Source organism: Microcystis flos-aquae FACHB-1344 (genome assembly GCF_014698375.1).
Lineage (GTDB): Bacteria > Cyanobacteriota > Cyanobacteriia > Cyanobacteriales > Microcystaceae > Microcystis > Microcystis aeruginosa.
In genome coordinates, this window is the sequence record NZ_JACJSW010000152.1 from 1 (window position 1) to 13264 (window position 13264).

Below are 13264 nucleotides of genomic sequence, written 5' to 3' on the forward strand. Positions count from 1 at the left end.
CGTGAATTCTAGGTTAATCATGTTTTTAATGAGTGCTTTGCTTCTAATTATGACTCTTAAACTATATTATTGTCCTTGAGTAAAAAATGCAAGTTGTAGCCGTGCAAAGTATATCTGATTGCTGACGCTTCCAGAGATAAATTCTCCCGGTTCTAAACTCTCATTTCTTTGGTAAGAGATGGTAATTTTTAACCAGGATGGTAGATAGCGACCCTTACCTAAAACGATTCCCGCTCTCTTTTTCGCTTTTTGAGTTCCCGTGATAAAGTATAATCGCCAAGTACCGACTAAAGCCGCAAAAGTAAGATTTTCTTTAGTTTTTTTAGTGTTTTTTTCTTTTGTTAAGAGAAATTCTAGCAATTGAGAGACAGGGGGGCGATTATTGTCCTCAAGTATTAGGGGTGAGTCGAGATTTCTAACCATGATTTCAGACAGTGCCAAGATATTTTAGCTGAAGCTACCGAACTCGAAAAAGCGAGCGATAAACCGGTTGACCCTTATTATAAGTGGACTTTTCCCTCTCCGTCGGTACGGGGAAAATATTTTCCGCTAACCAGGGGGTTTGATGTTGTCGAACAAAATGGGGATGTGCTTGAAATCTCTCGGTCATTTCCAGGGCGATCGATTCCACATCCGACTGTAAAAAAACCCAGCCCCCAGCTACCATATACTTAGCCAAAGCTATGACTAATTCTGGCTGCACAACCCGACGCTTGCTGTGACGCTGTTTAAACCAAGGATCGGGAAATTGAATCGACACCCAAAATAACTTATCTGCGGGCAAAGATTGCAGTAAAATTTCTGGGGCAACATTCATATTGCCAAAAACAAAAGCGAGATTACTTAATCCTAACCTTTCCCGTTCCTGATTCGCTTCAATTACCAAAGGTTGACGAATTTCAATCCCCAAAAAATTAATTTCTGGCTCTACTTGGGCCATTTGTAACAAAAATTTACCCCGCGCACAACCAATGTCAAGATGAAGAGGTTGCGTCAGATCCTGATAAACTTGATCCCAATCGGGGGGATCGATCGGATGGCGATATTTATGACTTAAGGGATTGACGTGCTGACGAACGCGAACTTTAGCCAAAGATATTTTCTCCTCATTTCTCCTCGATCGATCTAGTTTACCGATATTTAGCCCAATTGCGTGCGATGAATTTCCGTTTCGCCATTCTCAGCGATCCTCATATCGCTTTACCCACAACCATTTTGAACCATTCTAATCGCTTTCATCTGGTGGAAGTGAGTATTCCCGCTTTAAAAATTGTTTTAGACCATCTCATCACCCTTAACCTCGATTTTCTGCTGATTGCTGGCGATTTAACCCAAGATGGTGAACCAGAAAATCATCGTTGGTTAGCCGATTGTTTAGCCACTTTACCCTTCCCCGTCTATGTGGTGCCGGGTAATCATGATGTTTTGAGTTTAACCGCAACAGAAAACCAGATCGGTTTAGCAGATTTTCCCTTTTATTATCAACAATTTGGTTACAGCCATCCCGAACAAATATACTACCAAAAAGAAATTTTACCCGGAGTGCAATTAATCGGTCTTAATTCTAATCAATTTGATGAGCAAGGTAAACAAATTGGCAGTTTAGATGCAGAACAATTGCATTGGTTAAAACAGATTTTACCCGCGCTAAAAAACGATCTAGTGATGGTGATGATCCATCATAACGTTATCGAGCATTTACCCGGACAAAGCAATCATGAATTAGGTAAACGCTATATGTTGGCTAATGCGGTAGAACTGCTCGATATACTACAGGAAAACGGCGTAAAATTGTTGATTACTGGCCATCTCCACGTGCAAGATCTGGCTTTTACTAGAGGTATCTATGAAATTACCACCGGTTCCCTCGTCAGTTATCCCCATCCCTACCGGGTGCTAGAATATTGCGAAAACACGGTTGAATTAGCCATAGAATCCTTTCATCTGCAAAATATACCCGGATGGGAGAATTTACCCGCTATTTCTCGGCAATGGTTAGGCGATCGCTCTTATCCTTTTATGATGCGTTTGTTAACCTGCCATCCCCTCAATCTTCCCATGAGTCTAGCGGAGGAATTAGCCCCGAAATTACGAAATTTTTGGGCAGATGTGGCCAAAGGTGACACAATCTTCGATTTTAGCGATTTTCCGCCCCTAGTACGCCGTTATTTTTACGCTTTCAGTGCCATCGATCCCCTCGGTAATCCTCATTTTATCGACAATCAAGCCGTAATTAGTTTCAAGCATCAGTTCAGTTATCGGCGCTCAAACTTGCTGGTGGAGATGGGAGAATAGCTGCAACAAATAATTAACTATAGCTTATAGTTAAGGTACGCGACCGCTATCTTGGCAGAAAATATTAAAAAAAATCAATGGAAGCAATTAAAAAGGAATTGAAAAAAATCGGTTCTCTTGCCCTGTTTTTTTTCTTGGCTTTCGGTTATATTCTTCTGATCATGAAATTATTTCTGGAAGAGTATTCGATTACTACCTACGTTTTGGGTAAAGCGAGCTTAGGGGCGATCATTGCGGCAAAAACCGTGGCCATTCTCGACGCAGCCATGAAGCTAGAATGGTTAGAAAATCGACCCCGTTACCTTAGCATTCTGTATCGAACCTTTGTTTATACCCTAGCAGCACTGATTCTCGGCTCGATCGAGGGTTTTCTGGAAGCTTATCGGGTAACGCGGGTAATTTCGGAGGCAATGGCTAAATTTTGGCAAAGGGAAAGTTTCTCTCAAATCCTTGCGGTTACTCTCTGTCTCGCAGTGGTTTTTTGTCTCCATAATCTCTGGCAAGAAATCGATCGCTATTGGGGTAAAGGCACATTGAGAAAATTTTTTCTCGGTCGCTCCTAAAGTACAGCAGTTATCTTAATGGTGAGATAGCAAGTTTTCCTTTTGGGATTTTTCCCACTTGCCACACCCCTAAGGGAAAATTTTTGATTTTTGCCGGGAATCTGATATTAACCAAGTTTCTGCGATCGCCCTATCTACCTGCTGTCCGCCCTATCTTTCGCGGGCAACCCCTGCTAGGATAAAATACGGGTGAAAAATTGCTAATCCAAGGAGTACAGACGTGATTGAACCTTTAGTGCTAGGGATTGTCCTAGGCTTAATTCCCATTACCCTAGCGGGTTTGTTCGTTGCCGCCTACTTACAGTACAAACGGGGCAATCAATTCGGCTTAGACTAAATCTATCACGCCAATCCCCCGAATTGAGACAATCTCCCGTCAAGCTAGGCACTAGACGGGAGATTTTCCACAGGACAAATTTGCCGCTTAACAGATTGTGGCTGCCGGCGTTGCCATCCCTGCAAAACTCATCTGTCTTATTGGGAAAGCGATCGCCTAAAACCAAGAGCTACACGGCTGTTAAACTAGGAAAACGAATAACGGTTTCCGTGTATTCGGGAACCCATCCGGCGGTACTGGTGAAGTAACGTACTGCTTTAACTCGTTTACTGGCAGTGAGGTGAAACCAGTGTTCGCTATGGGCGGGAACATTGATATATTCTTGAGGTTGAATAGTTAATTCCCCCTGAGAACCATCGGCAAAGACAAAGCCAAAAACCCCCTCCCCATCAATGATATAACGCACCTCATCGTCGGCGTGGGTGTGACAGCGCTCGAATTTGGCCAGTAAAGTGTCGAGATTGGGAATTTCAGGGTGTAAAACGATTAAATCTCTGGCTTGATAACCCGCTTCTTGTTTAAGTTGCTCAAAATAACCGTCTAAGCTGGTTAAAACTATTTCTTTTTCTTCGTCAGTGAGAGAAGCTTGTTTAAGTAGCTGACGAGTGGCTTCGTTTTCGATCGGCCAATAGTTTAAAGTGACATTTAATTTGGCCAATTCCAGACTAATATCGGCTAACTGGGTATAGGTTGTCCCATTCTCTAAGCGTAGTATCGCCATTGGTTATCATCCTCAAGATTACTTTTTCTATTTTAAAGTTTTCCAGAGAGAAGCCGCTCGATTTTTTGCCCCTCGATCCCTTGCCAGTTCCTAGGATTTTCTGCTCAAAAATGCTATTATATTCTATATATGGGGAATTAGCTCAGTTGGTAGAGCGCTGCGATCGCACCGCAGAGGTCAGGGATTCGAGTTCCCTATTCTCCATTTTCCAGAGATATTAACCGCTTTTCAAGGTTCAAGAAAGATTATGAACCAGTCTCAACTTCCCAAAAAGGCGTTACTTTTATTTCTGGGGAGAATAGCAGAGGATTACTGACAGAAAAGCTAAAAGATTTGACTTGTGGTGGTAATTTTCCTTGAAAAAATGCCATTAATTCCTGATCATTTCTCGGTAAATGACTAAGGATAACTCCATTAGCTGAATTGTCTTGAAGAAAGCGAAAATTGGCTTGAGTTCCATCGAGATAATTAACGTTAATTATCACGGGAGGGATTCTAAAGAGTTGTTTGACTATTTTACCCAACCAAGAATATTCAAATTTAACTTGAACACGAGTAATCCCACTATTACGAGTAGGTAATTCATAGACTTGATCCCAAGTAACATTAGTAGTCTCTCCTAGAGGGGTTGGAATGCAACGACTGACTTTTTGTTTTTCTAGAAGATAAAAGTTGGTTTTGATTGCGGGGACTTGGAAGGGCGAATTTACCGAGTCAAGTTGATAATTACAAACCACATAGGAAAAGGCTTTAGGTTCATCAAAAAAAGGATGTCTGCCATCAATAGCTTGAAAGTGATAAATCAGATAATCTCTGGGAGATTGAGATAAGCTTTGATAATTTAGTTCATCCAGTTTTTCTGTATAAGCAGAATAGGATTGAATAATCGGCCGCGGTTTCCAATTAAGCTGATTGCCCGGAATAAGTGAAAATTCCCAGGGAATTATATCAATAGTTTTGCCTTGCACTTTTTCCAGCACAGAATCGGGTATTTTGGTAGCGGCAGCAATGACTTGTAAATTTTGAGTTGTACTCTTTTCACCTCGCATTTTTAATTCTGTGGGATTAAGCATAGAGGAAATGACAACCCCAATATTATTAGCCACCCTATCGGGACTGAAATTACTCCACTTGCGAGCATTTTCCAATATAGTCCAATTAGGACTAGAGGTGATAATAATACATCCCAAAAAAATTATTCCCCAAGCACAATAAGCAATTTTCTTAAACCGATATTTTTTAATAATTGTTGTATAGAGAGAAGCTAAGAGAATAACCACAAGTGTAAAAACAACAACGTGAGCATCTTGCCTAACGAATCCATGCTTAAATGATAAAAACACAGGAAAAATATAGGCAATAGCCAGACTAATTTTTTGGTCTATAATTGCCAAGAACATTAAAAGCAAACTTAAGGCAAAGCAGAGCAAAGCAATTAGTAAACGCGGGTAATTTCCTACAATACTCATCCCACTGGAATAACCAGAAGAAATTTGCCAAGAATTGCTTAAATATCCCATAAGAGAGGGAAAATTATTTAGATTAATTGTTTGGAGGAGAAGTAACCCATAAAGCCCATAAAATACTAACAGAGGTAACAAGTTAAGTAAGTGATTCTGGTTAAATAGAAGATAGATTTTGCCTTTGATCCCCCCTGCCCCCCTTAATAAGGGCGGTGCCGATAGGCGGGCAGATCTGACGATAAACCAGAGAGTTAAAGCCACTCCTCCAGCAATGCAAAGATTAACTATAATATGAATAAAGGCTCGGTTATAAGAGGCTGGATAGAGAAAAATAAAGGCAATGGAAGGAATGGTTAAAGTTAAGTTAATACCAGCGAGAACATTTTTTATAACTATCGATGGTGACTTCTGAAAATATCCCCGAATAATATTAACGATTATGTAGATAAACAGGCTGCCTGCTAGATAAATTCCTAGAGTTAGTTTCGTGAGTATAGAGAACCCAGTGATTAGGCCAATAGCCATAGCTAAATAATTGATGTACTTTTGAAAAAAGTTATCAAAAGACATGAGTATCAGGAGGATAAATATTATCTGATAATCAACAGTAAAGCCGATACTGTTGTAGGGATTTCCTACTAGGGTAGCAAAAATAATTGACAGCACAAAAACTATTTGATTGCTATAGTCCTTGATAAATAATAATCTGAGAATAACTACTGCTAATAGACAAAGGTGTATCAACCAGCGAAAATAGATAATTTGGGAAAAGTTGTGATTTAAAGATGTGCCATGAACCAGATAGCCTAGGGGTCCATAGGTGAAGATAATATCTTGTCCAAAAATTAACTGTTTATGGGCAGCATCACTAATAGCAAAAGCCCAAGAAGCATCTAAACCAATTTCTAGCCAATCAATAATAGGCAAATTTGCCAGAAAAAAGTAGGCAGTAATGATAATTAGTATTCCTTTGACTAATACAGGTGAATCGAGAGATTTTTTCTGCATAATTGTTCAGTTAAAAAATACCTTTTAATTCCTTTTCATAGGTGTGAATCCAATCAAAAATATCTTGGATTAATTTTCTACCGTCTCGCTGGGGTTGCCATCCAGTTATAGAACTGATTTTGCGGGAATCAGTGATAAAAATTGGCATATCTCCGGTGCGATTTTCGGGAATTGCCTCAATCATTATACTATTGCCCGTGATTTCTTGACATAGTTTTGTAGTTTCATAAAGGGACAAGGAAAAATCTTGCCCACCCCCCACATTAAAAGTCTGCCCTTTGAATTGTTCTAAATTAGCAATCTGAATATCGATTAAATCGAGTAAATCAGCTACATGAAGAAAATCTCTAACCTGTTTCCCTGTACCCCCATAACCGATATATTTTAAGGACTTCTGAAAGTAATGATTAGCTACCCAAAGGGCAAAAACTCCCTGATCAACTTTTCCCATTTGCCAAGGACCAGTTAAAACTCCACAGCGATTAATTAAAGTTCTTAATCCGTAGGCATCCCCATATTCATTAATAATCAATTCCGATGCTAACTTAGTGGAACCGTAGAGAGAACGGGGCAAATCTAAGGGAAATTGTTCCGCGATACCAAAAGCAGAAACCCCAGGTAAATTTTGCTGTTCAGATAACTGAAAACGAGTATCTGTTTCTGTATAGTTTAATTGATTAAGATAGGCGATAGGATAAACTCTGCTGGTGGAGAGAAAAATAAAATCTGCTTGGGTTTGTCTAGCTAATTCTAAACAGTTAATCGTTCCAATTAAGTTGGTTTGCAAAACGTAGCCAGGGGAATTATAACCAGCTAAAACAGAAGGTTCTGCCGAACATTCTAGGATTAAATCCACTGGCAAAGCGGATGCTTCTAAGTCTTCTGCATTTCTGACATCTCCATGAACAAATTCAATTCCCGCTTGTTTGAGACGGGAAATATTTAATTCAGAACCCCGACGCTTTAAGTTATCTAAGGCGATAATTTTCCAGTCGGGATAACGTTGGGCTAATCCTAAACCTAAGGAACTGCCCACAAAACCCGCACCACCAGTAATTAACATTTGTCTAGTCATCAAAAATACTCCTCTAGATAAGTAATTATCTAGCCACTTGATTCTTTTTCTGTTTGCGCTTATAGTCGCCTCTAGAAAGGTGTTTTTCTAACCAGATAGAGAGAACTATAAATAAATAACGACTACCCATTTCCTTGAGTTTTAACTTGGAAACCCCTGGAGTACGATCATGTTATCGGGAGAGTCAGAATTATCTGCCATTGCTACCGCAACCGCATCGCCGCTAAAATTTTCTAATCCACAGCGCACCGCCAAACCAAAACCGTTGGGATAATAGTTATTGATGTAGCGAATCCGAGGATTTTCTTGGTTAATTTTTTGCATAACTGCTTCAGTGTTATCTTGGCTATTGTCATTAACAACTAGGATTTCATAGTCAATTTTATCCTCTTCTAAACGTTCAGACATTATAGGAAATATCTTACACAATCTTGGCCAGATACGCAAGACGGCTGACCACTACTACCGAATCACTACCGGGATTAGCTATTAGTCCCTAACAGGACAGGGAATCGGATGATCGATTTAGGAAGACCTAGTATTTGCTAATCATTAACTAGAGGGCGATCGCATAGTAGACAACAAAATGAGCAAAATTCTCAAACTCATAAATAGCAAGGATTACAGACAAAAGTAACATTTTATGAAGATAGACTTGACAAAATCAACGCAGCCTTAAATTGTCGGGAATGAGTCAATCCCTAGAGCTTTTGCATAAGTCGAGACAAAATAAGATAAAATGGTTCGGCAGTTTAAGATTGAAAGATGACTGACGAACAAGTAAAAACTTTGTCGAGTGTATCCAGACACATTTAAGGATATGGTGACAGTCCTGGCAGGCGAGAATATCGCACCTATTCTTGATTTGCGTGGGATTCAACTTACACAGTGACAGATATTTTGAGAAAGATTTCTGTCATTCCCGTTACTTGGCAAAACTGGGCTACGGAAGTATCCAAACTAAAACTTAAAGAGATGGGAAGTAGATAAATATTTATCGTGCCTTATGCCTGGCTCGAAAAACATTTATCTAGAGGTGATTATCTTCACCAGAAGAATTGATCAGCAATTTGGAGTAAACCCTAGATAATTTAATTATGATATTCTTTCAACTTGTAGTTATCGCAGCAACCGCACTTGCTATCACTTTTTCCCTTGGCTATATAGTCTTGCGTGCAGTTACTAACTTAACAGTCAAGGAATGTCTGGCACTTGCAGGGGCCTGTGGTATGGCTTTACAGGGAGCGATTGCCTTCATCGGCTTTCTACTGGGCCTTTCAGGACGTAATTTCTTTATCCTGACCACCGTGGCTCTATTTACCATAGCTATAGCCTTACTACTGCGGAAGCCAAGGAAGACTGAGCCGACTGGGAATTATTCTTGGCTGTACCTGTTGATTGTGTTTTGGACAACTCTAGTTGGCATACAGTTGTTCGTCCTGATCTATAGTGGTGCTAACTGGTATGGCGACTGGTGGATGCACTACGATCTTGCCCAAGTCTACCTAGGACAACAGGCAACTGATACTATTTATTTTAACCGTTACATCGTCTCATCTCGCACGCCTTTGTTCAATCTTTTTTCGAGCTACTATCTTGGTCTTTTGGGAAATCAATTTAGTATCTATCAATTAAGCTCAATATTGCCAGAAGTTTTTTTATTAGCAATGATTCCGTTGCTATTGCGCCCCTACCAGGTAACAATAGCAGTTATCCTAGTGGCTTTCAATGGTCACATGAATAGCACCAGCATTTATCCTTGGCCGAAGATACTTGCTTCCTTATATGTAATTACCGCCATCTATTTTTATCTCGACCTGAGAAAGAATTCCAGGAGGACTTTGTTCTCTCAATCTGCTGTTGGTTGGGGCTTAAGTTCTGGATTAGCGATGCTTAGTCACCCATCAACCCTTTTTTATGTAGCCGCTATGGTTGCCGACAATATCTGGATAAACCGCCACAATTTTGTTAACGTATTACGGCAATTATTGGTTCCCCTATTGATAGCATTTGTGACGTTACTACCCTGGATATTGTGGGGCATAAGCGAATATGGCTTGCCAGAATTCTTGCGAGCTTTATCTAACACCACAGGCAGCATGAGTACCATCGAAAGAGTGATGAATGCCCTTGGCAATCTGACCAGTACACTTGTGCCTATTCCCCTAGGGAAGGCCTTGATTAGTTTCAATACAAATAACCCAATCATAGGACAGATTGGCAATCCATGGCTGAGGTTTTATTATAATGTTCTGCCCGGTGCCTTGAACATAACCATAACTTGCTTGCTCTTATTCGAAGGAGTTAGACGATATTTCCGGAAAAGTTCTTTGCAGTCTATATTGCCAAATTCACTCTTTTTGTTGGTAATCGTCTTTGGGTTTTTAGGTGGTTGCCTGCTGCAACAGGGCTTTAACACTGGCGGTCTAGTTGGTGAGAGCATGACTCCTATAGTCTTTCTTCTCTTGTTAGTTGCCAGTGAATACTTTTATGATCTAGGTGTTAAGTTTCGCCAACTTTTCTTGCTGATTCTTACAGGCGAGTTCTTGATTTCCCGTGGACTTCACTTAGTTTTTCTGGGAATAGGGCATCCCTTTATTTGGGATGACAATTTGAGTCTAAAAAACGATAAAAACCTTGTCTTTGCCAGAGATATTATCGCAACTCCCTGGCTGGGTTTTCTGATTACTACATTGTCCTTTATACTATTATTAGTAATTGGATTGAAAGCCTGTTCAAGAGAACAACGCACTTCTAATTAGGGCTTGCTGAAAAAGTTTTTCGTGGTGGCAGGGTGTGGGGTTTTACCGATTTTGAGGTGGTCAATTACCCAATTTTCAGGGAAAAAGTACCTGAATTTTCCCCCCAATCACTCCAAGGGTCGGCACTTTTTGATTTCCAAAAGGTCTAAAAGTCTTACCCAACAAGGTTTTTAGATTTATTCAGCAAGCTCTAATTAGGGTTTGCGGCAAAAAGTAGGGGCGAAGCATTCGGATAGAAAATCTCCGGTTTCACCGATAGGTTATTGCCCGAATGCTTCGCCCCTACAGGACGCGGGCCGATGAAGACGCAAGGTTTTGAAGCACGATTCTCTCAAAATATTGCACCTGTTTCACGAGAAAAGCCACAAAACCCTTACCTTGCCTACATTTCACATTTATTCAGCAAGCCCTAATTAACACTTGCCTAGTCATCAATAATACTCCACTAGATAATAATTATCAACCGACTTGATTCTTTTTCTGTTTGCGCTTATAGTCGCCTCGAGAAAGGTGTTTTTCTAACCAGATAGAGAGAACTATAAATAAATAACGGCTACCCATTTCCTTGAGTTTTAACTTGGAAACCCCCGCAGTACGATTGCGCCAAGTAATGGGAATTGTCGTGTAGGAATATCCTCGCACGATCGCTTTTAAGGGCATCTCTACTGTTAAATTAAAATGGTGAGACAGTAGAGGTGAGATTCCTTCGATAACCTCCTTCCGATAGATTTTAAAGGCGTTAGTGGTGTCATTAAATTTTAGCCCAAATAAAACTTGAATGAATAGATTAGCCAAACGATTAACGAATAACTTGTGTATGGGATAATCAATAACTTTTCCTCCCTTGATAAAACGAGAACCAAAAACGCAATCGTAGCCTTCTTGCAGTTTATAATAATAGTCCACCATGTTATCGGGAGAGTCGGAATTATCTGCCATTACTACTGCCACTGCATCCCCGCTAAAATTTTCTAACCCACAGCGCACCGCAAAACCAAAACCATTGGGATAATAGTTATTGATGTAGCGAATCCGAGGATTTTCTTGGTTGATTTTTTGCAGAACTGCTTCGGTGTTATCTTTGCTATTGTCATTAACCACTAGGATTTCATAATCAATTTTATCCTCTTCTAAACGTTCAGATATTAAGTGAGTTGTGCTTTCGATGCAATCTTCTTCGTTGTAAGCAGGGATAATTATTGATAGGGTTTTTACCCCATGGTTATCCCTTGATTGACGTGGGTGAGAGTAACCGTCCATCTGGAAAGCTGGTGCTAATCCTTCGGGATAGTACATTTCTGTCTCATTAGTCTTATTCTTGGGTTTAAAAACTAGGCTATCACTGGCGACATAATTGATACTAGCCCCGATTAAAACCCCAATCATTGTGTTGACTCCGGGGCTAATTCCTAACCAGTTTAAGAAGGGAAATATCAAAAAAACTCGCAGTAAAACTGCTAAACCTGCCGAGAGATGATAGAGAGGAAGTTGTATCAAAATCACATCTCTGATTGTCCAATCTCCCCCAGTCCACACCCAGATTCTGTAGATAAAGAAACTGGCAATTAAAGATATTTCTATCGAAATGACATTAGCAACATTCTTCAGAAATGGGGTATTGAATCCCAAGTCATCAATGAACCAATAAATTAAGAATAAGTTGATTAGAAATGCCACTCCCCCAGCAATGAGAAATCGGAAAATTTTATTGTTGTAGATTTTAGTTAACATAATAGTCTCTTAAATATGCTCTGGTTTAGTTTTTTTAGGTCAACATTGCTACTAATAACATCACTAATGTCCTCTAGTTAACTAATTAACAGAGTTCCTCAATTACTAGCAGTATATTTGGCTAAAAATCACTTTTGTAACGAGGGAAAACTAGCAGATAAAAACTGATCAAAATAATTCTTAATTTGCCCTAAGTCCAACGGCTAACGTTTTGACTAAAAATCTCTTTGAGAATATCCGTTACTGTGTAGGTTAACTGCCAATCAGGATAATGATTTTTAAACTTACTCACATCAGAAATCCACCAGATATGATCACCAATGCGATTAGTCTCCACATACTGCCAGTTTAACTTTTTATCCGCAATTGCTTCACATTCTTGAATAGCTTCTAACATGGAACAATTACTAAAGCGACTACCACCGATATTATAAACTTCTGCTACTCGCGGAGTTTGATAAAAATGATAGAAAGCATTGACGAGATCATAACTATGAATATTATCGCGTACCTGCTTACCCTTATACCCATAAATACTGTATTCTTTGCCAATCATCGTACATTTCATTAAGTAGGATAAAAACCCGTGTAATTGCGTTCCCGAATGACTTGGACCGGTTAAACAACCACCGCGAAAAGAGGCAGTTTTCATCTCAAAATAACGCCCGTATTCCTGTACCAACACATCCGCCGCCACTTTCGAGGCACCGAACAAAGAATGTTTACAAGCATCAATACTCATCAACTCGTCAATACCTTGAGCAAAATAAGGATGATTTTCCGAGATTTCCCAACGTAATTCTTTTTCTACTAAAGGCAATTCATTCGGTCTATCCCCGTAAACTTTATTGGTGGAACAGAAAATAAATACTGCTTGGGGACAGTGTTGACGAGTATTTTCTAATAATACTAAAGTTCCGTTAGCATTGACACTAAAATCCATATAGGGATCCTTAGCTGCCCAATCGTGGGAAGGTTGCGCCGCCGTATGGATAATTAAGGATATATCATGACTATAGGTTTTAAAGATAGCTGAAATCGCTTCATGATCGCGAATATCTACAGCATGGTGAATGTATTTATCACCGTAATCTTGGGATAATTTGGCTCGATTCCACTCCGTCGAAGCGTCTTCGCCAAAAAATACCTGACGCATATTATTATCGATACCGACAACGGTATAACCCCGATCACAAAAAAACCTCACTGATTCGGAACCGATTAAACCAGCAGAACCGGTTACTAGAACGATCGCCATAACTATATCCTGAATTTTTTGCCTAGTTGTTCAGAAATTTCTCAAGTTGAG

10 protein-coding genes, 1 tRNA gene and 2 pseudogenes are annotated in these 13264 nt (G+C 39.8%); 5 read left to right on the forward strand and 8 right to left on the reverse strand.

The features are described from left to right. Window positions 1-87 precede the first annotated feature (87 nt). Window positions 88-423 (reverse strand): annotated as a pseudogene (locus tag H6G48_RS13910) (hypothetical protein); the annotation flags it as partial. Window positions 424-457: 34 nt separating this feature from the next. After that, entirely contained in the window at window positions 458-1093 is a 636-nt protein-coding gene (gene trmB, locus H6G48_RS13915; protein ID WP_190722219.1) for a tRNA (guanosine(46)-N7)-methyltransferase TrmB, read from the reverse strand. A gap of 65 nt (window positions 1094-1158) precedes the next feature. Between trmB and H6G48_RS13920 the strand changes: the two genes are divergently transcribed. From H6G48_RS13920 to petG, 3 genes are all read left to right on the forward strand, one after another. After that, the gene (locus H6G48_RS13920; RefSeq protein WP_190722220.1) at window positions 1159-2295 is read left to right on the forward strand and encodes a metallophosphoesterase family protein; all 1137 of its coding nucleotides are present in this window, start codon (window positions 1159-1161) and stop codon (window positions 2293-2295) included. Between the two features lie 77 nt (window positions 2296-2372). Next, window positions 2373-2858 carry a hypothetical protein gene (locus tag H6G48_RS13925; RefSeq protein WP_190722221.1) on the forward strand — a complete coding sequence of 162 codons (486 nt, stop codon included), beginning with the start codon at window positions 2373-2375 and terminating at the stop codon, window positions 2856-2858. A 220-nt stretch (window positions 2859-3078) separates the two neighbouring features. Next, entirely contained in the window at window positions 3079-3195 is a 117-nt protein-coding gene (gene petG / locus H6G48_RS13930; protein WP_002738052.1) for a cytochrome b6-f complex subunit V, read from the forward strand. A 169-nt stretch (window positions 3196-3364) separates the two neighbouring features. Here the strand turns inward: petG and H6G48_RS13935 are convergent, their stop codons facing one another. Continuing rightward, window positions 3365-3916, reverse strand: a complete 552-nt coding sequence (locus H6G48_RS13935) for a 1,2-dihydroxy-3-keto-5-methylthiopentene dioxygenase (protein WP_002759439.1) — start codon at window positions 3914-3916, stop codon at window positions 3365-3367. Window positions 3917-4047: 131 nt separating this feature from the next. Between H6G48_RS13935 and H6G48_RS13940 the strand changes: the two genes are divergently transcribed. Continuing rightward, window positions 4048-4120, forward strand: a tRNA-Ala gene (locus H6G48_RS13940). Between the two features lie 41 nt (window positions 4121-4161). Here H6G48_RS13940 and H6G48_RS13945 read toward each other — a convergent pair. The 3 genes and pseudogenes from H6G48_RS13945 to H6G48_RS13955 all read right to left on the reverse strand — a co-directional run. Further along, on the reverse strand, window positions 4162-6387 hold the full coding sequence (locus tag H6G48_RS13945) for a hypothetical protein (protein ID WP_190722222.1): 2226 nt from the start codon (window positions 6385-6387) through the stop codon (window positions 4162-4164). A gap of 10 nt (window positions 6388-6397) precedes the next feature. Further along, window positions 6398-7462, reverse strand: coding sequence for an NAD-dependent epimerase/dehydratase family protein (locus H6G48_RS13950; protein ID WP_190722223.1), 1065 nt, complete (start codon window positions 7460-7462; stop codon window positions 6398-6400). A 25-nt stretch (window positions 7463-7487) separates the two neighbouring features. Next, window positions 7488-7873, reverse strand: a pseudogene (locus H6G48_RS13955) (glycosyltransferase); the annotation flags it as partial. A 686-nt stretch (window positions 7874-8559) separates the two neighbouring features. Between H6G48_RS13955 and H6G48_RS13960 the strand changes: the two are divergent. After that, window positions 8560-10224 (forward strand): hypothetical protein, encoded by a 1665-nt coding sequence (locus H6G48_RS13960; RefSeq protein ID WP_190722224.1) that lies wholly within the window; start codon window positions 8560-8562, stop codon window positions 10222-10224. A 459-nt stretch (window positions 10225-10683) separates the two neighbouring features. Here the strand turns inward: H6G48_RS13960 and H6G48_RS13965 are convergent, their stop codons facing one another. Both H6G48_RS13965 and H6G48_RS13970 read right to left on the reverse strand, forming a co-directional pair. Beyond that, window positions 10684-11955, reverse strand: a complete 1272-nt coding sequence (locus H6G48_RS13965; protein ID WP_190722225.1) for a glycosyltransferase — start codon at window positions 11953-11955, stop codon at window positions 10684-10686. Window positions 11956-12145: 190 nt separating this feature from the next. Continuing rightward, the gene (locus H6G48_RS13970; RefSeq protein WP_190722226.1) at window positions 12146-13213 is read right to left on the reverse strand and encodes an NAD-dependent epimerase/dehydratase family protein; all 1068 of its coding nucleotides are present in this window, start codon (window positions 13211-13213) and stop codon (window positions 12146-12148) included. Window positions 13214-13264 lie beyond the last annotated feature (51 nt).